The sequence below is a fragment of the Paraburkholderia sp. D1E genome, assembly GCF_052682275.1.
The window spans coordinates 6,652,439-6,674,448 of record NZ_JBQYMB010000001.1; the positions used below are offsets into that span (position 1 = coordinate 6,652,439).

Sequence of the window (22,010 nt, forward strand, 5' to 3'; positions counted from 1 at the left end):
AATGACGATGAGCATGGCCGACACGCCGGCAGGCCGGACCCCGGCAGCCCGGCCTCCTGAAATCCTCGCGCTCGGCGAGGCGATGATCGAATTCAACCAGTCGGCCAAAGATCAGCCGAATTATCTGCAGGGCTTCGGCGGCGATACGTCGAACTTCTGCATCGCGGCAACACGGCAGGGCGCGAAGACAGGTTTCGTGTCGGCCGTCGGCAGCGACCATTTCGGACGTCTGTTGATCGATCTGTGGGAGCGCGAGCAGGTTGACACGTCGCTCGTGCGCGTCGACCCGCATGCGTCCACCGGGGTTTATTTCGTTTCGCACGGTCCTGAAGGTCACGCGTTCGACTATCTGCGCGCGGGTTCGGCCGCGAGCCGCTACGCGCCGCACGATTTGCCGCTCGATGCGATCGCCGCGGCCAAAGTCATCCACCTGTCCGGCATCAGTCTCGCTATCAGTCTGAGCGCCTGCGACGCTGCGTTAGCGGCGATTGAGCATGCACGAGCGAACGGCGTGCGCGTGAGCTTCGACACCAATTTACGCCTGAAGCTGTGGCCGCTCGCAAGAGCACGTGCAGTGATGCTCGAAGCCATTCGTCGAACCGACATTTGCCTGCCGAGCTGGGACGACGTTACCGAACTCACCGGCCTGACCGGCCGCGACGAGATCGTCGATTTTCTGCTGTCGCATGGTCCGCGTGTCGTGGCGCTCAAGCTTGGCAAGGAAGGCTCGTACATCGCCACGCCTGACGAGCGTCGCGTCGTGCCGGGCCACGTCGTCAACGCGGTCGATGCAACCGGCGCGGGCGACTGCTTCGGCGGCGCATTTATCGCGCGCATTGTCGCGGGTGACGATCCTTTTCAGGCGGCGCGTTACGCGAACGTCGCCGCGGCACTGTCCACGCAAGGTTACGGCGCGGTCGCACCGATCCCTTTGCGCGCGACGGTCGAACACATCCTGGCCGGCTGAGAGCAACGCGCTGTGAGGCGCGTCCCGCAGCGCGTCAAGGCAAGATTATCTTGAGAGACTAAAGAGAGGAGCGAGCGATGCAACGGGACGTAGTGGTGGTAAGCGGTGTGCGTACGGCAATCGGCGGTTTTGGCGGCAGTCTGAAGGATTTTCCGCCGACGGAGCTGGGCGCACGCGTCATACGTGAAGCGCTGGCACGCGCGAACGTGTCGGGCGACGAAGTCGGCCATGTGGTGTTCGGTAACGTGGTGCATACCGAACCGAAAGACATGTATCTGGCGCGAGTGGCCGCGATCAACGGCGGCGTTGCGCAACATGCGCCCGCGTTGACCGTCAACCGCCTGTGCGGTTCGGGCTTGCAGGCGATCGTCTCGGCTGCGCAAAGCGTGCTGCTCGGCGACGCCGACATCGCGATCGGCGGCGGCGCGGAAAACATGAGCCGCGCACCGTATTCCATGCCGGCTGCGCGCTTCGGTCAGCGCATGGGCGACGCGCGCCTCGTCGACATGATGGTCGGCGCGCTGAACGACCCGTTCCAGTCGATCCATATGGGCGTCACCGCCGAGAACGTCGCGCGCAAATATGACATCTCGCGCGAAACGCAGGATGCGCTCGCGCTCGAATCGCATCGCCGCGCGGCTAACGCGATTACGAGCGGCTACTTCAAGGACCAGATCCTGCCGATCACGATTCCGTCGAAGAAGGGCGATGTCGTGTTCGATACGGATGAGCACGCACGCATGAACGCAACGGCAGAAGACTTCTCCAAGTTGAAACCGGTGTTCGCGAAGGAAAACGGCACGGTGACGGCCGGCAACGCGTCGGGCATCAACGACGCCGCCGCCGCAGTCGTGCTGATGGACCGCAGCGTCGCTGAAAAACGCGGCATCAAGCCGCTGGCGCGGCTGGTTTCGTACGCGCATGCAGGCGTCGATCCGGCATACATGGGCATCGGCCCGGTGCCCGCCACGCGCAAGGCGCTCGAGCGCGCCGGCCTGACGGTTGCCGATCTGGATGTGATCGAAGCGAACGAAGCCTTTGCCGCTCAGGCGTGCGCGGTCAGCAAGGAACTCGGCTTCGATCCGGCCAAGGTCAATCCGAACGGCTCGGGCATTTCGCTCGGCCACCCGATCGGTGCGACTGGCGCATTGATTACCGTCAAGGCGCTGTATGAATTGCAGCGGGTCGGCGGCCGCTATGCGCTGGTGACAATGTGTATCGGCGGCGGGCAAGGCATCGCGGCGATTTTCGAACGGATCTGAGGTCGGGGCGGGGCAACACGACGTAGCGCGACGCGTCGACTTTTCCCGCTGAACGCAGCCCGACAGCAAGCGGGCAGCAAGTTAGTATTGAGCGGTACCAGGCAACAAGGAAAGAACGGATGCAGGAATCGAAAGCGAAGAAGGGTGCGATGCGTCGGCGCGATTGGGCTGTCACCCAGAGGGGTTTCCTTCGGGGCGTAGTGAGCGTGGCCGCATTGCTGTGTGCCGGCGCCGGGGCTGTGCTGCCCGTGCAGGCATGGGCGGAAAGCGACGCGGTGAAGGAATTGGCTGCGCCCCCGCCAATTCAGTTGCCGCTCAAGCCGAGCCCCGAATTCGCGAAGTTTCCGCGCTATGCCGGCATGCTGGGCTCGCGTCAGATCGTGCTGCGGCTCGGCGCGAAAACCGACGACCCGGCCGGCGTGCACGGCGAGTATCAGTACACCGATACCGGCGAGGTGACCCTGATCGCGGGTGACCGCGACGGCGATACGCTCGAAGTCGAGGAATCGAACGACGGCACGCATATCACTGGCAACTGGGTGGGCAAGTTTGCCGCCGACGGTTCGGTGGCGGGCGACCGGATGAACGTCGACGACTCCGACCCGCAGCCGTTCGATCTGAAGCCGCTGGCGGCGGGGCAGGCCGTGCCGGCTGCTTCCGCTGGCACGGGTGCCGGTGCGGCGGCCAACAAGGCAGCGGTCACCCCCCAGTCCTCCGGTGGCGCAGCAGCAGCGCCCGCCTCGGCGACAAGCAGTGGTCACGCTGTTGGCGGCGTTAGCAACCTGCAAATCGGCGAATAAGGCTACCTACACCACATGACTCAATCCAAACTCAAACGCGGCTTGCAGACCCGCATCGTGCGTGCTGAAGATCAACTGACGCCGGGCTTCGAATCTTTCTCGATGCCAGTGACGCGCGCATCGACGGTCGTGTTCCCCGATCTCGCGACGATGCGCGCGCTCGACTGGAAGAACGACGCGCAATGGCGTTATGGCCTGCACGCCACCCCGACTTCGCTCGCGCTGGCGCAGCGCCTTGCCACCATCGAAGGCGGCAATCACGCGTTGTTGCAGCCTTCGGGGTTGTCGTCGATTTCGAACGTGTACTTCGGCCTCGTGAAGGCCGGCGACGACGTGCTGATTCCCGATAATGTCTACTCGCCGAACCGCGATCACGGCGACTGGCTGGCGCGCGATTTCGGTATCACCGCGCGTTACTACGATCCGATGATCGGCGCGGGCATCGCGGATCTGATCCAGCCGAATACGCGTTTGATCTGGCTTGAAGCGCCCGGTTCGGCCACGATGGAAGTGGCCGACGTGCCCGCCATCACGGCGGTGGCGCGTGCGCGCAACGTCGTCACGGCGATCGACAATACCTGGTCGGCAGGGCTTGGTTTCCGGCCGTTCGACCACGGTGTCGATATCTCGGTACAGGCGTTGACCAAGTATCAATCAGGTGGCGGCGACGTGCTGATGGGCGCGACGATCACCGTCGATCGCGAGTTGCATCTGAAGCTGAAGGCAGCGCGTATGCGTATGGGTATCGGCGTGTCGTCGGATGACTGCTCGTTGATTTTGCGCAGCCTGCCGACCATGCAACTGCGCTTCGAAGCGCATGACCGTGCAGCGCTTGGCCTCGCCACATGGCTGAAGACGCGTCCGGAAATTGCCGCGGTTTTGCACCCGGCGTTGCCCGACTGCCCGGGGCATGAATTTTTCAAGCGCGACTTTACGGGCGCGGGCGGTCTGTTCTCAGTCGTGTTCGACGCACGTTACAGCGCGGCGCAAATCGACACGTTCTGCGAGTCGCTCGAGCTGTTTTCGCTCGGCTGGAGCTGGGGCGGCGCGCACAGTCTCGCGATGCCGTACGACGTTGCCTCAATGCGTACGGAAGGTGAATGGCCGTATCGCGGTACGTTGGTACGGTTCTATATCGGCCTGGAAGAAGAGGCCGATTTGCGCGCGGACATTGAACAGTGTCTGGTGGCGCTGGGTTAAACGCCGGCACACAGGTTGAAGGTGGAAATAAAAAGCCCATCGGGACGAGATCCCGATGGGCTTTTTTTCAACACGGTTTGCAATCCTGCACGTGTACCTGATCCAGATTTTTTAGAACAATCGCAGCAACCCATCCAGTCCAACGTGGTTGAACGCCACGCTGGCTGCTTCGCGCACCACTGGCTTCGCGCGGAACGCTACCGAAAGTCCCGCAGCGGCCATCATTTTCAGATCGTTCGAACCGTCGCCCATCGCAATCGCACGGGTCGGCTCGATGCCCAGTTGGGCACACGTCTCGCGCAGTGTGCGTGCCTTCACGTCGGCGTTGACGATCTCACCGGTTACGTTGCCGGTCAACTTTCCATCCACGATTTCGAGCGTGTTGGCGTGCGTGAAATCGAGGCCGAGCCGTGCCTTCAGCTTATCGGTGAAGAACGTGAATCCGCCGGACACCAGCAAAGTTTTCAATCCCGCCGCTTTCGCGCCGGCCAGCATCTGTTCGGCACCTGGCGAGAGCTGCAGCCGTTCTTCATAAACGCGTTCGAGCGCACCGGCGTCGAGTCCTTTGAGGAGTGCCACACGGCGCGTCAGGCTCTCGTTGAAGTCCTTGATTTCGCCACGCATGGACGCCTCAGTAATCGCAGCGACTTCTGCTTTTAGCCCGCAGAAATCAGCGATTTCGTCGATGCATTCGATCGTGATCAACGTCGAGTCCATGTCCATCGCGACGAGGCCGAAGTCACGCAACTGGCGGCCCGCTTCGACAAACGCATAGTCCAGTTGATGCGTGCCGCAATAGACGTCGAGGTCGGCGCGCTGCGCAATGTTCGCATCGACAATGCGAATCGCGTTCGCGTCGATGACGGCCGCGTGCGAGCCGCGTGCGAGCGCGACGAGCGTTTTGTGGTGGTCGGCGGAAAGGGGCGCGGTGCTTTGGATGACGAGGTTCATGGACGACGCATTGACGCAGAAAAGGACGGGCGCGCGACGCGCGGGAAATCCCGCCATTGTAACGGGTCGGTGGCATGCGGCCGCCAGGGGCAGCCTGCACCCGGGCAGAAGGCTGTCGGCTCGACGACAACGGCCTCGCCTGGAAACCTGCCATGCAGCCAGCCGCGTTCTTCGCCAGGTAATCTACCGTGCAATCATCAGACGCCCACGTCATACTGTCGCTTCGAACGACGCCTCGCAGCCATCGACGTAGCCATCGAACCTATCGAGCCCGCAGCGCCTGCGAGGCGCGCAGCACACCGCACGATAAGCCTTGGCATCCGCGACGAGGCGCACCACTATGGAGACAAGTCATGACCCCCGCGACCGCCAGCGACGCGTCCACCCTTGCGTGCGACTTTGATCTGCGTCACCTGAGCCCCGCGTTCTACGCCGACCCGTACCCGGTTTACCACGCGCTGCGCGCCCATGAACCGGTCAAACGCATGCCGGACGGCTCGCTCTTTCTGACGCGTTTTCGCGACGTGCAGGCGGTCTACCGCGATCCAAAAACCTTCAGTTCCGACAAGACCGTCGAATTCAGGCCGAAGTACGGTGACTCACCGCTCTACACCCACCACACCACCAGTCTCGTGTTCAACGATCCGCCGCGTCATACGCGAGTGCGTAAACTGATCGCCGGCGCGCTGACGGCGCGCGCCATCGCGGCTATGGAACCGGGCCTGATTCGCCTCGTCGATGGCTTGCTCGATGCTGCGGCTGTGCGTGGCCGCATCGATCTGATCGGCGAATTCGCATCGGCGATTCCGGTCGAGATTATCGGTAATCTGCTGGATGTGCCGCACGCTGAGCGCGAGCCGTTGCGCGACTGGTCGCTGGCAATACTCGGTGCGCTCGAGCCCTCGCTGAGCGAGGCGCAACTCGAACGGGGAAACCGCGCCGTCAGTGAATTCGTCGACTATTTGCGCGATCTCGTGGCGCGGCGCCGACGCGAACCCGGCGATCCGCAGCACGACGTGCTGACGCGTCTGATCCAGGGCGAAGAGGGCGGCGAGCAGTTGTCGGAAGCGGAGTTGCTGCAAAACTGCATCTTCATCCTGAATGCGGGTCATGAAACCACGACGAATCTGATCGGTAACGGTCTCGTTACGCTTGCCGACTGGCCGGAACAGCGCGCCGCGCTACGGGGCGATCCGTCGCTTGTCGAGTCGGCGATCGAAGAGTGTTTGCGCTTTGAGAGCTCGAATCAGTTGGGCAACCGGATGGCAACTGTCGATACGGAGATCGGCGGCGTCGCGGTTGCCCGCGGTACGCCCGTCACGCTGTGCATCGGCGCGGCTAATCGCGACCCCGAGCAGTTCGCGGAACCGGACCGCTTCGACATCCGTCGCGATCCGAACCGGCATCTGGCGTTCGGCTTCGGCATTCATCAATGCGCGGGGTTGTCGCTCGCGCGACTCGAGGCACGCATCGCCGTCGGGCGCTTCGTGCAGCGCTTTCCGGCGTATCGGCTCGACGGCGAACCGACGCGCGGCGGACGGGTGCGGTTTCGCGGCTTCGCAGCGGTGCCGGTCGAGCTTGAGCCGCCGGGCCGTGATTGATGCCGCCGGTCACGAGGCGTCCTGAGCGGACCAGGATGCAGGCCGGGCGTTGCGCGATGCTCGCACGTGCCTGCGGTGATCGCTGCTAATCGAACGGCGTTGGCGCACCTTGCCACGCTGCGAGTCCAGCAGGCTCCTGCACGGCGAACCGCAACTGGGATCGAACCCACATAGACCCGGGAACGCCGTATCTTTTGCCAACTTGACGCAAGACTTACAGCCGGTGCCGATCGCAGCCGGCACGGCGCCGCGCCAGTCCTGGCGTCCAAACCGTGGCACGCTTGCTGCTTCGCCGTAGGGCCTGGGACTTGGGGAGCGCACGATGGCACATATGATCTGGAAGGGCGCAATCAGCTTTGGCCTCGTCCACGTGCCGGTCCAGTTGTATCCGGCGACGCAGTCGGAGAAAGTCGGTTTCAATCTGCTGGATAAGCGCACGATCGATCCGATCGGCTACAAGCAGATCAATAAGCGCACCGGCAAGGAAGTGACGCGCGAGAACATCGTGCGCGGCTTCGAGTACGAAAAGGACAAATACGTCGTGCTCTCGGACGACGAGATTCGCGCGGCCAATCCCGAGTCGACGCAGACGGTCGATATCCTCGCATTCGTCGACGCACCTGACATCTCGTTTCTCTATCTCGATACGCCATACTTTCTGACGCCCGAGCGCAAGGGCGAAAAGGTGTACGCGCTGCTGCGCGAAGCGATGAAAGCGTCGGGCAAGATTGGCGTGGCGAGCGTCGTGTTGCATAACAAGCAGCATCTCGCGGCGCTGATTCCAGTCGGGCCGGTGCTGGCGCTGAACACACTGCGCTGGGCCGACGAAGTGCGTGATTTCGACGAATTCAAATTGCCGGCCGATGGGGTGAAGGCGGCCGGCGTCACCGCGCGCGAACTCGACATGGCGAAGAAGCTGATCAACGATATGAGCGACAAGTGGGATCCGTCGCAGTATCACGACACGTTCCGCGACGACATCATGGCATTGGTCAACCGAAAGATTCGCGCGGGTAAGACCGAGGAAATCACCGAAGCCGAGGCGCCGCGTGAATCGCGCCGATCCGCCGACATTCTCGATCTGTCCGACCTGCTCAAGCGCAGTCTCGGCCGTGGCAAAGGCAAGCCGGCGGCGGGCACGCGCAAGCATGCCGGAGACGATGACGAGGAGGCCGGCGACGCCGAGGCGGCCGCACCAGCCCGCAAGAAGCCGCGCTCGGCGAGTACGAGCCGCGGCGGTGGCAGGAGCGGAGGCGCCCGTGCCAAGGCGGCGCCTGCGGCCCGCAAGCGGCGTGCGGCTGCCTGACCGCTCGCGTAATGGGACTTCACTTGATCGATAAACCCGCGCTAACTCGATCCGCGACGACTCCACCTCCATGACCGATAGGCTCGATTCCTACAACCGCAAGCGTCGCTTCGAAGAAACGCCGGAGCCATCGGGCGCGGCTGCGCGTAAGAAAGCTGGCCGCGGGACGGCGTCGCGTGACGCGGCGCGCGCATCGGACGCAGCACTGTCGTATGTGATCCAGGAGCACGACGCGCGGCGCTTGCATTACGACTTTCGGCTCGAATTGAACGGCACGCTACTATCGTGGGCGGTGCCCAAGGGACCGAGCCTCGACCCGTCGGTGAAACGGCTCGCGGTGCACGTCGAGGATCATCCGGTCGAATATGGCTCTTTCGAAGGCGAAATCCCGCCGGGTAACTATGGTGCGGGAACGGTGATCGTGTGGGACCGCGGGACGTGGGAGCCGGCCGGTGACGCGGCGGAGGCGGCCAGATCGTATAAGGCGGGCAAGCTCAAATTCCGGCTCTTCGGCGAAAAACTGCACGGTGGCTGGACGCTCGTACGCAGTCATATGCGCGGCAGCGGCGACAAGGAGCAGTGGCTGCTGATCAAGGAGCGAGACGACGAAGCCCGCGAAGAGAGCGAATACGACGTCCTGAAGGAGCGTCCGGGCAGCGTGTTGGGCGGCAGGGGCGCAGGCTCTCCGAAGCGCGCGGCAAAGAAGACTGCGAGCGAGTCTCCACACGGAAGCGCAAGCGCAAAGAAAGCGGCAGGCACAACGCGCGCGACGAGTGCAAACACGGCAGCGGGCTCGTCCAGTGTCACGAGTTCAAGCACCGCCGGCAGGCGCCGAACCCAAGCCGCCTCGTCAGGCCGCGCCGATCCGAAAAAGACCGACATCGTGTCGACCCGCAGCGCGCAGTCGCTGCGCGAGCTTGCGGCATCGCCCGCGATAGAAGGCGCGGTCAAAGCCGCGTTGCCCGCCACCTTCAGGCCGCAACTGGCGACACTCGTCGACGCCGCGCCACCCGGCGATGAATGGGCATACGAAATCAAGTTCGACGGCTACCGCGTGCTGGCCCGCATCGATCGAAAGGCGAAGGCCAGGGCGGTCAAGGTGTTCACGCGCGCGGGCAACGATTGGACCGGGAAGTTCAGCAAGCAGGTGAAGGTGCTCGAACAACTCGACATCGACAGCGCATGGCTCGATGGCGAAGCCGTGGTGCTCGATGAAAACGGCGTACCGGGTTTTCAGGCGCTGCAAAACGCGTTCGACTCGAACCGCCCGCAGGACATCGTCATTTATCTGTTCGACATTCCGTTTCTGAACGGCTACGACTTGCGCGGTGTGCCGCTCGAACAACGCCGGGCGATCTTGCGTGCGTTGATGGGCGAGAGCGACGACAGCGTATTGCGCTTCTCCAATGACTTCGCGTTCAGCGCCGACGATTTGCTGAAGAGCGCGTGCGACATGGCGCTCGAAGGCATCATCGGCAAACGGCGCGATAGCGGCTACACGTCGGGGCGTTCGTCGGTGTGGATCAAATTGAAGTGCCGACGGCGCCAGGAGTTCGTGATTGGCGGCTATTCGGAACCGTCGGGTAGTCGCGCGGCATTCGGTGCGTTGTTGCTCGGCGTCTACGACGGCAAAGGCAAATTGCAATACGCCGGACGTGTCGGCACGGGTTTCAACGCTGCGTTGCTGCGCTCGGTCAAGAAAGCACTCGATGCGCACGCAAGCGAACGCATGCCGTTCGCCAGCGCGCCGCGCGAGCGCAGCCGCACGCCTGTGCATTGGGTCGAACCGGCGCTCGTCTGCGAATGCAATTTCGCTGAATGGACGAGCGAGGGCATCGTGCGGCAGGCGTCGTTCGTGAGTCTGCGCAACGACAAACCGGCGCGGCAGATCGTTAGGGAAGCCCCCCGTAAAGGAGCCGATGTGCAAGAGCAAACCGATACCGCGAAATCAAAAGCCGCAACAATCCCAGCCGAAGTCGCCGGCGTCCGCGTGTCCCATCCCGACCGCATCATCGACAAAAGCACCGGCACCCGCAAAATCGATCTCGTGCAGTACTACGAATCGGTCGCCGACTGGATGCTCCCGCATCTGCGGGACCGGCCGGTGTCGCTGGTGCGTGCGCCCGAGGACATCGGCGGCGAGCTATTTTTCCAGAAACACAGCCAGAAGCTGTCGATTCCGAACGTCAGACAGCATCCCGGACTCGACCCCGGCCATCCGCCGCTGATTACCGTCGATACGCTCAAGGCGCTGGTCGGCGCCGCGCAAATGGGCACCGTTGAATTTCATACGTGGAATGCCGTTGTGTCGAACATCGAAAAACCCGATCGCATGGTGTTCGATCTCGACCCCGATGCGTCGCTCGGGTGGGAGCGGATGATCGAGGCCGCGCAGCTGACGCGCTCGCTGCTCGAGGAGCTCGGCCTGAGCTCGTTCTGCAAGACGAGCGGCGGCAAAGGGTTCCACGTGGTGGTGCCGCTCGCGAAGCACGCCGGCTGGGACGACGTGAAGGCGTTTTCGCAAGCCGTCGCGCAGCATATGGCGACAACGTTGCCCAAGTACTTCAGCGCGAAGATGGGCGCGCAGAATCGCAAGAAGAAGATCTTCGTCGATTATCTGCGTAACAACCGCGGCTCGAGTACGGTGGCGGCATTTTCGGCGCGCGCCCGGCCGGGCCTGGGCGTTTCCGTGCCGCTCTCGTGGGACGAAGTCGCCACCACGACGAGCGGAGATCAATGGACCATCGAAAACGTGCATGAGCGTCTCGAAGACCTCAGGCGCGACCCGTGGGCAGACTACGCGAAAACGCGTCAGCGCATTACCGCGGCAATGAGAAAAAGTCTGGATGAAGCGGAGTGACCGCGATCCAGGCGGCCTCATTCGACAACCTGAAAGAGGAGCAAACCATGAAGACCTCTCCGCAGTCGTCCGACGGCGACAAGCAAGCCGACCCGCATGCAAAGAAGCATCCGGGTTCGCTCCAGGACGCGTCAGCGCCGCTGCCGCATGAAACCGATCAGAGCCCGGAATCGCAACACGAGGACGATCCGCGTCGCGTCGGCAAGCAGGCGCATAGCGACACTGAGCGCGGATTGAAGGACACGGACCGCCGCGGCGGCGACGAGTATCAGCAAACGACTCAGAACGACGCGCACACGAACGTCAACTCCGATGGCAAAGCAGGTGGCGGCGGGCGCGGCAAGCGTTGACGGTGCGTGTGCGCTGATTCTCGGAGAAACGTCGCGTTGTCCCGATCCGGCGCATCTACAACTGCGCAGCCGCAGCCGCAGCCGCAGCCGCAGCCGCAGCCGCAGCCGCAGCCGCAGCCGCAGCCACGGTCTGCGAGCCGGCTCCTATGCACTCGCGGCCACACCATGATGCCCAGCGCCCTGATGCGCTCGGGCATTGGGCGCCGACCGGACTCATGCCGGTTTGACGTCCCAATAAGGCGGATCGCCGAAATGCTCGGCGAGGAAATCAATGAACGCGAGCGTCCTGGGCGGCACGAAGGCACGGCTCGGATAGACCGCCCAGATGGCCACATTTTCCGCGAGCGGATAAGTATCGAGCACGCTCACCAGTTCACCGGTGCGCAGATACGCCGCCACGTCCCAGGTCGATTTGAGCGCGATGCCGAAACCGGCCAGCAAGGCGTCGCGGATCACTTCGCCATTGTCGGTAACGAGACGTCCATTCACGCGCACTGCGAGCGGACCGGCGGGCGTCACGAAGGCCCAGACGCGCTGATCGGACAGGATCATGCATTCGTGTTGGGCAAGGTCCGAAGGATGATGCGGCGCCCCACACGCGGCGAGGTAGGCCGGCGCGGCGCACAGCACGCGGCGGTTCACGGCGAGGCGCCGCGCTACCAGCGACGAATCCTTGAGCACGCCGATACGGATCGCCACGTCGATACCCGCATCGACCAGGTCGACCACCTGATCCGTCAGCCGCAGATCGACGCTGACACCGGGATAGCGGCGCAGGAATTCGCTGATCACCGGCGATACGTGCTGACGCCCGAACGACGACGGCATCGACACCCGCAAGCGCCCCTGCGGCTCGGCCTGTGCACGACCCACCGAGGCGCGTGCGGCATCGGCCGCGTCGAGCAGCGCCTCGGCGCGTGTCATGAACACTTCGCCGTCCTGCGTGAGACTGATGCGGCGGGTGGTCCGATGCAGCAGGCGCGCGCCAAGGCGCTTTTCCAGCTGCGCGATGCGCGAGCTCGCCACCGCTGCGGACAGGCCGAATTCGCGGCCGGCCGCCGATACATTGGCGAGCAGGGCGGCGCGCACGAACAGGGCGACGTCGAGCAGATCGAGTCGTTCCCGCTCACCGGACGAGGGTTTTATGGCGGGTCTTGCAGCGGGTTTTACAGGATGGTCAGGAAGGTCCGTTCTTCTGAAATTCAAAAAGATGTTTCAGTCATTATGACGGTTTTATGAGAATAAGAACCGCCGTAGGATGACGTCAATGCGATCGATTGCCCGCGCGGCGCCAGGCGCTGGCGGAAGCGATCGCCGGTCTCTCAACCTCATCTGAAAGAACAGGAGCTGTGATGAAAGCCGTAGGCCTCTATCGTTATTTGCCAATCGATCAAACCGAATCTCTGGTTGATGTCGACATTCCCGAGCCCGAAGCCACCGGCCGCGACCTGCTGGTGAAGGTCGAGGCCATTTCCGTCAATCCAGTCGACACCAAGGTGCGCGCCCCGAAAGATACCGTTGAGAAAGCGCCGCGTGTGCTCGGCTGGGACGCGGCCGGCACGGTGGTGGCGGTTGGTCCGGACGTCACGCTGTTCAAGGTCGGCGATCCGGTTTTCTATGCCGGCAGCATCACGCGGCCGGGCGCGAATAGCGAATTCCATCTGGTCGACGAGCGCATTGTCGGGCGCAAGCCGGCGTCACTCGATTTCACCCACGCGGCTGCATTGCCGCTGACCGCGATCACCGCCTGGGAGGCGCTGTTCGACCGCCTCGGCGTGTCGCCGCAAGGCGCGGACGAAGGCCGCACCGTGCTGATCATCGGCGGGGCGGGTGGGGTTGGTTCAATCGGCATCCAGTTGGCCAAACAACTTGCGAAGCTGAAAGTGATCGCGACCGCCTCGCGTCCTGAATCGGCGAAGTGGGCAACGGAGTTGGGCGCGGATCATATCGTCGATCACTTTGGCGATATGCCCGCGCAGTTGAAAAAGCTGGGTTTCGACCAGGTCGATTACGTGCTGATCTTTAACGATACCGACAGGAATTTTCCCGCGTCCGCCGAAGTGATCAAACCGCAGGGCGGCATCTGCACGATCGTCGAAAACAGTCAGCCGTTGCCGGTCGAATTGCTGAAGGCGAAAAGCGCGGCATTCCACTGGGAATTCATGTTCACGCGTTCGATGTTCAGCACGCCGGACATGATCGAGCAGCATAAGCTGCTGACCGAGGTGGCGCGTCTCGTCGACGCAGGCACGTTGCGCACGACGGTGGGACAGGATCTGGGCAAGATCAACGCCGGGAATCTGCGCCGTGCGCATCAACTGCTCGAAGAGGGGCGCGCGATCGGCAAACTGGTGCTGACGGGCTTCTAAACAGCGCAAAAAACGCTTCACCGCAAGCGGGGTAACACCCGATTCGTATGAAGCGCGCGCAGCGCCGCTTGGCGGTAGACTGGTGGGGCATCATGCTAAAACAGTTGCGTGTCTCGCGGCTCGTCTGGCCGGGCCTCAACCCGGCATCATCAGGCCTCTTCAGGCTTCGGTCAGGCGGTGCAACGGCAGTAGCGCTTATGCGAGCGCGCAGCGGCACAACAACGAGGTGACAGTATGAGCTCCAGCTTCAAACTCTCCGCCGTTTCAGTTGTCGCTTCTCTCGCATGCGTTCTCGCGACCGGCATGCTTGTGCCGGCGGCTCACGCGGCCACGCCGATCACGGTGACGTCGCAGGCTGCCCTCGACGGTCCGATCCGCTACACGGTCCGCGTCACGTCTAAACAGTTCGGTAACTCACAGGAAACGCGCACGATCCGCTCCGGCGAATCGGACGACTTCACGTGGAAGACCGTGCCGCCGGGTGGCCCTGTGCCTGCGACGGACACCTGCCCGAATTATTCGTCGCTTCCGACGGATACCAACGGCGCGATGATTCGTCAGACGCAGATCCGCTTTGCACCGGTCGTCGCCGGTGACGGCACGGCATCCGTGCAACTGAGCTTCCAGGCGCAGACGCCGCACGGCGTGAAGACAGTGACGAGCGGCGGCAAAACGCTCAAGTGTCCGAACGACGTGACCGTCAGTCAGATTCTGCGCTTTACGATGCCGGTCAACGGCAGCACGAAAACGCTGACGCTCAATGACGGCACCGAAGTGGCGGTGACCGCGAAACGTTGAGGGTTGCGCGGCGCGGCTTTGCTCAACGCCGCGCCGCGGCCCGCTCCACCAGCCGCGCCGACAGAAACCGGTGCTCCGCCGAGAAGAGCCGCCGATACGTGAGCAGCACCGCGCCCACCGTCCCTAGCGCTGACGACGCCGCGATCAGGAACATGATCACGATCTGATAGCGCACTGCCTGCAACGGCGACTGACCGGCGAGCACCTGCCCGGTCATCATGCCGGGCAGGCTCACCACGCCGACCACGGCCATCTGATTCAGCGTGGGCATCATGCCCGCGCGCACCGCCTGGCGCGCCGGCGCCTGCGCCGCTTCCCAACGGGTCGCGCCGAGCGCGAGCGCCATGTCCACACGGTCACGCCGCGCGGTTAGTTCCTCGGCCATCCGTTCGATGCCCAGCGATACGCCGGTCAGTGTATTGCCGAGGATCATGCCGAGAATCGGAATCGCATACTGCGGCTCGTACCACGGGTGAATACGGATCACGACGAAGAGTCCGACTGCGCTCACCAGCCATGAACTGACCCAGATCGACAGCACGCTGTCCACACGTTGACCCGCATACGTGCGATTGCCGCGCTGCGCGCCCGCGAAGCCGGCGATCAGCGTCATCACGACCATCAAGGGCAGCACCACGAACCAGTGGTCGTAACGGAACACCCAGCCGAGCACGTAGCCGATTGCCAGCAACTGGACGACGGTGCGTACCGCCGCCCATGCGAGCTTGCGTTCGAGATCCAGCTTGAGCGCGACCGACACCACGCCGTTCACCACGATCAGCAATGCCGCGATCGCGACGTCCCACAGACTCAGGTTTTGCAATGTCATTGGTCGAGCTCCTGAGGCGCGGGTGTGACTGCGGATTCGTCGAGCACACCGGCGCGCATCGTGAGGTGCCGCTTGCTCATGCGCGCGGCTTGTGCGGGATCGTGCGACACCCACATCGAGGCATGCCGGCCCGGGTCGGCATCGAACCACGCGTGCACCAACGCCTCGATCGCATGAGATGACTCTGGATCGAGCGACGCGGTGGGTTCGTCCAGCAGCAGCACTTCGGGCGCGAGTTGCAGAACGCGAATCAGCGCGGTGATCTGCGCTTCTCCGCCGGACAGTTCGCTCGCACGCTTGTCGAGAAAATCGTCGCCGCGGCCGGTCTGGGCGGCGAGGCTGGCCGCGTGCGCGCGATCGAAACGCACGTCGCGATAGGTGCGTAATTCGAACGGGTAACGCAGATTGTCTTCGACGCTGCCGTCGAGCAGCGCGGGCCGCTGCCGGATATACGCAACGTTGCGCCGGTAACGCGGAATGGCGGTGCGCTCGACCGGCGCACCATGCCACATGATGCGTCCTGCATCGAGCGGATCGAGCAGGGCGAGGGCGCGCAGAAACACACTTTTGCCCGAGCCCGATGGCCCGGTGACCGCGACGCGGTCGCCTGCGCGCAGGGCGAAGGTCGTCGGTTGCAGCAGCGTTTGCCCGCGCAATGCGTCGCGCCGGGTGATGCCGTCGGCGAGGACGAAGGGAACATCTGTCATGAGTGGGGTCGCGATGGATTTTTGCGTGGATTCGAAGGGCGCCATGACATTCGTTGACGTTTTCATGGCAGGGCAACCTGTGCCCGAACGGTACGGCATGATAAAACGGCATCTATCAGACAATACTACCAGGCACGATACGTGCTGCCCCGATGCACAACGAAGAACAACGACGGAGCTTCTCAATGGCAGTGGCGAGCACAATTGGAAGGCGGATAGGAAAAATCATCGCATGGCTGGTGGCGATCATCGTCATTCTGATTGTCGCGCTGACAATTTTTATCCTGACCTTCGACTGGAACCGGGCCCGGCCTTACGTCAACGACAAGGTCACGCAGGCAATCGGCCGGCCGTTCGCGATTAACGGCGATCTCAAAGTAGGGTGGCAGCATCCGGTCGGCGAGACCGGCTGGCGTGGCTGGGTGCCCTGGCCGCGTTTTTCGGCCGCCAACATCACGGTAGGCAATCCCGACTGGACCAAACAGCCGCACTTCGCGACGCTCGACGAAATCGATTTCGAGGTCAAGGTGCTGCCGCTGCTCGCGCATGACATCGTGATTCCCGCGATCAATCTCGTGAATCCCTCGGTCGACCTCGAACGACTGCTCGACGGGCGCAACAACTGGACTTTCAAACTGGCATCGTCCAGCGGACCGTCCGAGTGGAAGCTCGATCTGCACGACATCGCGTTTGCCAAGGGCAATATCGCGTTGTCCGATCAGCAGAAGAAAGTCGAGATGGAGACGGCCATCGATACGCTCGGCCAGCCGATTCCGATCGGCGAGGCGATGAAGCAGCAGGAGGCGGCTTCACGCAGTGCCTCGGCGGAGGCGTTGGGTAAAGCGGGCGCGAGCAAGCTCACCGCCCAGGCGAACGCGCAGGCGGCATCTGACGCCGCGGCGGCGTCTGCTGCGGCGGCCTCGGGCGCTTCGTCGACGGAGATCACCGCGTCGGGCGCGACAGCGGCGAATGGCGCATCAGGTGCGCTGGTTGCCGGTGGGGCGAACGGTGCGAACAGTGCAAGCGAGGGCGCGAGCGGCGCGGCGGCAGCCTCGGCGTCGAACGCCAGCGAAGCGGGTACGGCGAACGGTGCGAAGCCGGTGATCCCGCCATACGCGATTGGCTGGACCGTCAAGGGCACCTACAACAGGACGCCGATATCCGGCAGCGGCAAGGTGGGAGGCGTGCTGGCGTTGCAGGACGCGAACCGGCCGTTCCCGATTCAGGCCGATGTGAAGGCCGGCGATCTGCGTGTCGGTCTGGTGGGCACGCTCACCGATCCGGCGCATCTTGCCGCAGTCGATTTGCGCCTCTGGCTGCAAGGCAACAGCCTGGCGCGGCTGTATTCGCTGACAGGCGTGACCTTGCCCGACACGCCGCCCTATGCGACTGACGGGCGCCTCGTGGGCCAGTTCAAGTCCAGTGGGAATGTTTTCAAGTATGAAAACTTTACGGGCCGGGTGGGCGGCAGCGATCTGAACGGCTCGCTGACCTACACGGCACGTGAGCCGCGTCCGCTGTTGCAGGGCGAACTGGTGTCGCATCTGCTGCAGTTCTCGGATCTGGCGCCGATCATCGGCGCGGACTCGAAAGCCAGCAAGGCCAGGCGCGGCGATGCGACGGTGCAGCCGGGCAACAAGGTGCTGCCCGTCGAAGAGTTCCGCACCGACCGTTGGAAGTCGATCGACGCCGACGTGAAATTCACGGGCCGCCGCATCGTCAAGGACACCAGCTTGCCGATCACGGACCTGTACACACACGTCGTGATGACCGACGGCGTGCTGTCGCTCGAGCCGCTGAAGTTCGGCGTGGCGGGCGGCTCGCTGTCATCGAATATTCATCTGGACGGCAGCGCCACCCCGCTGAAGGGCCGCTTCGCGACTTCGGCGCGGCATCTGAAGCTCAAGCAGTTGTTCCCGAACTTCAAGACCATGCAGAACGCACTCGGCGAAATCAACGGCGACGCCGCGCTGACCGCGACGGGCAATTCGCCGGCGGCGTTGGCGGCGACGTCGAACGGCGAGGTGAAGGCATTGGTCACCGATGGCACGGTGAGCCGCCTGCTGATGGAAGCAGCGGGTTTGAACGTGGCCAACGTGGTCTATGAAAAGCTGTTCGGCAATCGTGACGTGAAGATCAACTGCGCGGCAGCGGACTTTGTCGCGACGAACGGCGTACTGGATTCGCGTGTCTTCGCGCTCGATACGGACGACGCAGTGATCAACATCGACGGCAATGTAAATCTGCGCGACGAGACCCTGGATCTTGGCGTGCATCCGCATACCAAGGGCTTCCGGGTGTTTTCGCTGCGCTCGCCGCTGTATGTGAAGGGAACGTTCAAGGACCCGCACGTGGGCGTGAATGCCGCCGCGCTGGCGCTTCGAGGCGGCGCCGCTATCGGGCTCGGGTTGATCAATCCGTTTGCGGCGCTGATTCCGCTACTCGCGCCCAGCAATAACAAACCGTTGCCGTGCGGGCAGTTGCTGTCGCAGGTTCGTCAGGCGCCGACCGCGCCGCCGCCGGGCGTCAGGCAGCAACCTAAAACGGCCATTTCCCTCGACGGTGCGCCGCTCAACAAGTCTGCCGGAGGCGCTTCCTCGCCGACTACGGCCGACAGGAAGCCTGCGGTCAAGTCACCGGCCAATGCGGCCGAATACAAGGGGAACTGATGTTTTCTGCCCTGTCCGCGGACTGGTGGAGCTGGTCCTTCGGCGCCGGCCTTTCCTTTATTTTCTTGTGGCTGATTAGCGTTCCCGCAGTACGGGGCGAACGCCAGCATTCAGGCGGGAAAAGGAAAGGTAATGCCATTGGCGCGCGGGGCAGGCGAACAGGTGCCGCGCAGGCACAAGAGAACAACGGGATCAGCGCCGTAGACATGCAGAAAACGGCGCTGCCACGGGAAACAAAAAGATAATCGATTACCTTAACGAGCGCGGCGCGGCATCTCCCGCCGCATCCTGTCTGCGAACCCCTCGCCGGGCGCTGCCGACACGGGTGGCGCCAAACTCCGTCAGGATCTTGCCTCGGGCCCGGCTGGCAAACACCAGGAACCCAAATCCATCGGCTTCATACCAATATCCGCCGTTCTCGAGCCCATCGAGCGGCTGCTCCAACGCATTGGTGATGGATTCGATACACCGGCGCCGCAATTCGGCGGGCGCTGGATAGGGTGGCTGGGCGCCTCGTACGCTGCACAGCAGAACGTCGAGCCCGGGTAGCACATGCGCATAGAGGACCGGCTCGTCCTGCGCGCGAGCGCGCGCAATTTTGGTGTCGAGCTGACCGAACGGCTTGAAATGCCGTAGTACCGCGAGGAACGACTCATCGCCGTCCACCTTCGCGCGTCTACGCTTTTTCGGGAAGGACATAAAAATTCGCCTGAAAAAGAATTGCAAGAAACGCAGCGTCCTCATGCGACAACTCCCGGCTTCGCGCGCCGCACGTCGATCTTTTATAGCATACGACAAGGCCGGATTCACGATGATTCGGCGTCTACGCCGTCCCACCGCCTCCCGCACGAATCATGCCGAACCGCCTCGCCGCGCGCTTTCGCTTCCCAGCACATCTGTCTCCATCATAGACGCACGCGCCGCCGAAAAAACATCTCGTACCAATAAAAAAGTCATTTTTGTGTGGGCGAGCGCATCTTGCCGCTACGTTGAAATATCTCACATTCACGTCGATAATGGCCCGTCCGGCTGCACCTTGGCGTGCTCGCCAGGTCCTACCGCAACGGCCCGCTGGCGTGGCGATGCGAGGTGCGGATCCGTGCGTGCCGCCGCGGCTTGAACGACCCTTCGGGCGAACATGAAACTATTCACCAAGGGTTTGCTGCTGATTGCAGTGCCGAGCGTGGTCGAGCTGGCGCTTCTGGGCGTCGTCTTCGATACCCAGGAGCAAACAGCGCAGGCCGCGCAGTGGGTCAGCAACAGCAAGCAGATCCTTTATCAGTCGTCGGCCATTGTCGATCCGCTGCTGCGTCAGGCCGCGCGGGTTCGCACGGGTATGGTCGTCGGCGATCCGCTGTTTATCGACCGCCGTACGGTGTGGGTCGATCTCGGCGACCGGCTTTCGAATCTCGAATCGCTGGTGGCGGATACGCCGCCACAGGTCGAACGCGTGCGCAAGATGCAGCAGGCGATCGAAGCGTATCGTGCGCAGGCCGCCAGAATCTCGCAGGCGCTGCACGAAGGACACAACCTGAATTCGTTTGCCGAGCTGGACTCAGGTGCGCTTCCGCAGCAGATTGCACTGTTTCGCGAACAGCTGGCTGAGTTCAGTAACGAGGCCTCGCGGCTCGACACCGAGCGCGGCGCGGCGCTCGCAAGGCGGCGTGAACGCCAGCAATACGCGCTGATTGCCGCGGTGTTGGGCTCGATGCTGATCTGGGCGGCCACAGCCATGGTATTTGCGCGCAGCATCGGCCGGCGGCTGGAGGTATTGACGGGCAATGCCGAGCGTTTGGGCCGCGGGCGGCAGCTCGCGGCGCCGCTGTCCGGTAACGACGAAATCGCCGCGCTCGACGCGGTGCTGCATCAGACCGGCGCGCGCCTGCGCGAGGCCGACGGTGAGCAGGCCAGGTTGAAAGCGCGGCTCGAAGCGCGTGCGCAGGAACTCGCGGGCGTCAACGAAGAGCTGCGCCAGGAGACGCAAGACAATGAAATGTTCATCTACAGCGTGTCGCACGATCTGCGCTCGCCGCTGGTGAATCTGCAAGGCTTTTCGAAAGAATTACAGGTGTCGTGCGACGAACTGGACAGCATTGTCGAGGCGGCGAAACTGCCGGAGGCCGAGCATCGGCGTATGGTGCATATTCTCGACGGCGATGTGCGCGAGTCTCTGCAATATCTGCGCACCGCGGTAACGCGGGCGGCGGCGATCATCGACGCGCTTTTGCGGATTTCGCGTGCCGGCCGGCTCGAATACCAGTGGCAGCGGGTGAGTGTCGGACGGGTGGTAGGCCGCGTAGTCGACGCGCTGCAAGGCGCAATCAGCCAGCGCGCGGTGGTGGTCACCGTGCGTGAGTTGCCGCCTGCATGGGGCGACCCGGCCGCGATCGAACAGATTTTCAGTAACCTGATCGGTAACGCGCTCAATTATCTCGACCCGGCGCGCAATGGGCGCATCGAGGTCGGCGCGCTGGAGCCGGAACCGGTCGACGAGACAGAACCGCGCGCGTTGCGCACGCGCACTTATTATGTGCGCGACAATGGCCTCGGAATTCCGGCGGCGTATATGGCGAAGGTGTTCCGGGCGTTTCAGCGTCTGCATGGCGACGTCGCGAACGGAGACGGCATTGGCCTCGCGGTGGTGCGGCGGGTGGTGGAACGGCATGGCGGCCGCGTGTGGGTCGAGTCGGCGGAAGGCGCGGGGTCGACCTTTTTCGTCGTATTGCCGGAGCAGCCTGCGCGCAATTGAGCCGGACAGACCCAGGGCAACGGTGGGAACAATTAAGAGCATCATGCGAAAACAGATTGTCAGCCCGGAGGGCATATGAGTCACGGGGAAACGGTCAGTATTGTGCTGATCGAAGATGACGACGGCCACGCCACGCTGGTCGAGCGCAATCTGCGCCGTGCCGGTATTTCAAACGGTTTCGTGCGCTTTCGCGATGGCCAGCAGGCACTCGATTATTTCTTCGGCCCGGCGCCAGCGGACGCCGCCGCGAGCCCTTACCCGCCTCGCGAAGATCTGACGAATTTCGTCGTGCTGCTCGATCTGAAAATGCCGCGCGTGGATGGCTTCGAGGTGTTGCGGCGTCTGAAGGATTCGCCGCAGACAGCCGCAGTGCCCGTGATTGTGCTGACCACGACCGACGATCCGCGCGAAATCGCGCGCTGTTACGAATTGGGCTGCAACGTCTATATCACCAAGCCGGTCGAATACGACGCGTTCATCGAAGCGGTGCGCCGTCTCGGCTTCTTCCTGCAGGTGGTCAAGCTGCCGCCGGGCCACCGGCTGGCCGCGCCATGACGTAAGGTTCATGTGAAGGCGCTCCGAAAGCGGCCCA

General features: G+C 63.3%; 19 protein-coding genes. 14 read left to right on the top strand and 5 right to left on the bottom strand.

The genetic code is table 11. The annotated features are described in order from the left end of the window. The first annotated feature begins 1 nt into the window (after position 1). The 4 genes from ACUN0E_RS30015 to ACUN0E_RS30030 all read left to right on the top strand — a co-directional run bounded on the left by ACUN0E_RS30015 (position 2) and on the right by ACUN0E_RS30030 (position 4,229). Positions 2-967, top strand: a complete 966-nt coding sequence (locus ACUN0E_RS30015) for a sugar kinase (protein WP_445568869.1) — start codon at positions 2-4, stop codon at positions 965-967. 77 nt (positions 968-1,044) lie between these two features. Then, the gene (gene bktB, locus ACUN0E_RS30020) at positions 1,045-2,229 is read left to right on the top strand and encodes a beta-ketothiolase BktB (protein ID WP_408222982.1); all 1,185 of its coding nucleotides are present in this window, start codon (positions 1,045-1,047) and stop codon (positions 2,227-2,229) included. A gap of 119 nt (positions 2,230-2,348) precedes the next feature. After that, a complete protein-coding gene (locus ACUN0E_RS30025) occupies positions 2,349-3,029 on the top strand; it encodes a hypothetical protein (protein WP_408222984.1) in 681 nt (226 codons plus the stop codon). Positions 3,030-3,044: 15 nt separating this feature from the next. Further along, positions 3,045-4,229, top strand: coding sequence for a cystathionine beta-lyase (locus ACUN0E_RS30030; RefSeq protein WP_445568870.1), 1,185 nt, complete (start codon positions 3,045-3,047; stop codon positions 4,227-4,229). Positions 4,230-4,340: 111 nt separating this feature from the next. Here the strand turns inward: ACUN0E_RS30030 and serB are convergent, their stop codons facing one another. Beyond that, on the bottom strand, positions 4,341-5,180 hold the full coding sequence (serB, locus tag ACUN0E_RS30035; protein ID WP_445568871.1) for a phosphoserine phosphatase SerB: 840 nt from the start codon (positions 5,178-5,180) through the stop codon (positions 4,341-4,343). Positions 5,181-5,533: 353 nt separating this feature from the next. Here serB and ACUN0E_RS30040 point away from each other — a divergent pair, with 353 nt between their 5' ends. From ACUN0E_RS30040 to ACUN0E_RS30055, 4 genes are all read left to right on the top strand, one after another. Next, entirely contained in the window at positions 5,534-6,781 is a 1,248-nt protein-coding gene (locus ACUN0E_RS30040) for a cytochrome P450 (RefSeq protein WP_445568872.1), read from the top strand. Between the two features lie 322 nt (positions 6,782-7,103). Continuing rightward, positions 7,104-8,087 carry a non-homologous end joining protein Ku gene (gene ku, locus ACUN0E_RS30045; RefSeq protein ID WP_445568873.1) on the top strand — a complete coding sequence of 328 codons (984 nt, stop codon included), beginning with the start codon at positions 7,104-7,106 and terminating at the stop codon, positions 8,085-8,087. 70 nt (positions 8,088-8,157) lie between these two features. Then, positions 8,158-10,947, top strand: coding sequence for a DNA ligase D (ligD, locus tag ACUN0E_RS30050; protein WP_445568874.1), 2,790 nt, complete (start codon positions 8,158-8,160; stop codon positions 10,945-10,947). 47 nt (positions 10,948-10,994) lie between these two features. Further along, entirely contained in the window at positions 10,995-11,297 is a 303-nt protein-coding gene (locus ACUN0E_RS30055; RefSeq protein ID WP_445568875.1) for a hypothetical protein, read from the top strand. Between the two features lie 213 nt (positions 11,298-11,510). On the opposite strand, the gene ACUN0E_RS30060 is transcribed toward ACUN0E_RS30055, so the two are convergent. Then, entirely contained in the window at positions 11,511-12,443 is a 933-nt protein-coding gene (locus ACUN0E_RS30060; protein WP_445570547.1) for a LysR family transcriptional regulator, read from the bottom strand. A gap of 206 nt (positions 12,444-12,649) precedes the next feature. Between ACUN0E_RS30060 and ACUN0E_RS30065 the strand changes: the two genes are divergently transcribed. Next, positions 12,650-13,666, top strand: a complete 1,017-nt coding sequence (locus ACUN0E_RS30065; RefSeq protein ID WP_408388753.1) for a zinc-binding alcohol dehydrogenase family protein — start codon at positions 12,650-12,652, stop codon at positions 13,664-13,666. A gap of 234 nt (positions 13,667-13,900) precedes the next feature. Further along, entirely contained in the window at positions 13,901-14,464 is a 564-nt protein-coding gene (locus ACUN0E_RS30070; protein WP_408388755.1) for a DUF6013 family protein, read from the top strand. 22 nt (positions 14,465-14,486) lie between these two features. On the opposite strand, the gene ACUN0E_RS30075 is transcribed toward ACUN0E_RS30070, so the two are convergent. Beyond that, on the bottom strand, positions 14,487-15,293 hold the full coding sequence (locus ACUN0E_RS30075; protein WP_408388757.1) for an ABC transporter permease: 807 nt from the start codon (positions 15,291-15,293) through the stop codon (positions 14,487-14,489). Next, a complete protein-coding gene (locus tag ACUN0E_RS30080; protein ID WP_445568876.1) occupies positions 15,290-16,000 on the bottom strand; it encodes an ABC transporter ATP-binding protein in 711 nt (236 codons plus the stop codon). The genes ACUN0E_RS30075 and ACUN0E_RS30080 overlap by 4 nt, the downstream gene beginning before the upstream one ends. Before the next feature lie 185 nt (positions 16,001-16,185). Here ACUN0E_RS30080 and ACUN0E_RS30085 point away from each other — a divergent pair, with 185 nt between their 5' ends. Together ACUN0E_RS30085 and ACUN0E_RS30090 are read left to right on the top strand one after the other, a co-directional pair. Then, positions 16,186-18,669, top strand: a complete 2,484-nt coding sequence (locus tag ACUN0E_RS30085; protein ID WP_445568877.1) for an AsmA family protein — start codon at positions 16,186-16,188, stop codon at positions 18,667-18,669. Continuing rightward, positions 18,669-18,914: a hypothetical protein gene (locus ACUN0E_RS30090; protein ID WP_408223010.1), complete on the top strand. Its 246-nt coding sequence runs from the start codon at positions 18,669-18,671 to the stop codon at positions 18,912-18,914. Before ACUN0E_RS30085 ends, ACUN0E_RS30090 begins: the two co-directional genes overlap by 1 nt. Before the next feature lie 4 nt (positions 18,915-18,918). Here ACUN0E_RS30090 and ACUN0E_RS30095 read toward each other — a convergent pair whose 3' ends face one another. Further along, positions 18,919-19,413 (bottom strand): hypothetical protein, encoded by a 495-nt coding sequence (locus ACUN0E_RS30095; RefSeq protein ID WP_408223265.1) that lies wholly within the window; start codon positions 19,411-19,413, stop codon positions 18,919-18,921. A gap of 394 nt (positions 19,414-19,807) precedes the next feature. Between ACUN0E_RS30095 and ACUN0E_RS30100 the strand changes: the two genes are divergently transcribed. Together ACUN0E_RS30100 and ACUN0E_RS30105 are read left to right on the top strand one after the other, a co-directional pair. After that, a complete protein-coding gene (locus tag ACUN0E_RS30100; protein WP_445568878.1) occupies positions 19,808-21,418 on the top strand; it encodes a sensor histidine kinase in 1,611 nt (536 codons plus the stop codon). 75 nt (positions 21,419-21,493) lie between these two features. Next, positions 21,494-21,973, top strand: coding sequence for a response regulator (locus tag ACUN0E_RS30105; RefSeq protein ID WP_325047697.1), 480 nt, complete (start codon positions 21,494-21,496; stop codon positions 21,971-21,973). Positions 21,974-22,010: the final 37 nt, after the last annotated feature.

Bases quoted from the DNA above. Each gene is read 5' to 3' on its own strand.
- ligD (WP_445568874.1), top strand. From the start codon at position 8,158: ATGACCGATAGGCTCGATTCCTACAACCGCAAGCGTCGCTTCGAAGAA.
- ACUN0E_RS30080 (WP_445568876.1), bottom strand. From the start codon at position 16,000: ATGACAGATGTTCCCTTCGTCCTCGCCGACGGCATCACCCGGCGCGAC.
- ACUN0E_RS30030 (WP_445568870.1), top strand. From the start codon at position 3,045: ATGACTCAATCCAAACTCAAACGCGGCTTGCAGACCCGCATCGTGCGT.
- ku (WP_445568873.1), top strand. From the start codon at position 7,104: ATGGCACATATGATCTGGAAGGGCGCAATCAGCTTTGGCCTCGTCCAC.
- ACUN0E_RS30090 (WP_408223010.1), top strand. From the start codon at position 18,669: ATGTTTTCTGCCCTGTCCGCGGACTGGTGGAGCTGGTCCTTCGGCGCC.
- ACUN0E_RS30015 (WP_445568869.1), top strand. From the start codon at position 2: ATGACGATGAGCATGGCCGACACGCCGGCAGGCCGGACCCCGGCAGCC.
- ACUN0E_RS30105 (WP_325047697.1), top strand. From the start codon at position 21,494: ATGAGTCACGGGGAAACGGTCAGTATTGTGCTGATCGAAGATGACGAC.
- ACUN0E_RS30085 (WP_445568877.1), top strand. From the start codon at position 16,186: ATGGCAGTGGCGAGCACAATTGGAAGGCGGATAGGAAAAATCATCGCA.
- serB (WP_445568871.1), bottom strand. From the start codon at position 5,180: ATGAACCTCGTCATCCAAAGCACCGCGCCCCTTTCCGCCGACCACCAC.
- ACUN0E_RS30095 (WP_408223265.1), bottom strand. From the start codon at position 19,413: ATGAGGACGCTGCGTTTCTTGCAATTCTTTTTCAGGCGAATTTTTATG.
- ACUN0E_RS30100 (WP_445568878.1), top strand. From the start codon at position 19,808: ATGAAACTATTCACCAAGGGTTTGCTGCTGATTGCAGTGCCGAGCGTG.
- bktB (WP_408222982.1), top strand. From the start codon at position 1,045: ATGCAACGGGACGTAGTGGTGGTAAGCGGTGTGCGTACGGCAATCGGC.
- ACUN0E_RS30025 (WP_408222984.1), top strand. From the start codon at position 2,349: ATGCAGGAATCGAAAGCGAAGAAGGGTGCGATGCGTCGGCGCGATTGG.
- ACUN0E_RS30055 (WP_445568875.1), top strand. From the start codon at position 10,995: ATGAAGACCTCTCCGCAGTCGTCCGACGGCGACAAGCAAGCCGACCCG.
- ACUN0E_RS30040 (WP_445568872.1), top strand. From the start codon at position 5,534: ATGACCCCCGCGACCGCCAGCGACGCGTCCACCCTTGCGTGCGACTTT.
- ACUN0E_RS30075 (WP_408388757.1), bottom strand. From the start codon at position 15,293: ATGACATTGCAAAACCTGAGTCTGTGGGACGTCGCGATCGCGGCATTG.
- ACUN0E_RS30070 (WP_408388755.1), top strand. From the start codon at position 13,901: ATGAGCTCCAGCTTCAAACTCTCCGCCGTTTCAGTTGTCGCTTCTCTC.
- ACUN0E_RS30065 (WP_408388753.1), top strand. From the start codon at position 12,650: ATGAAAGCCGTAGGCCTCTATCGTTATTTGCCAATCGATCAAACCGAA.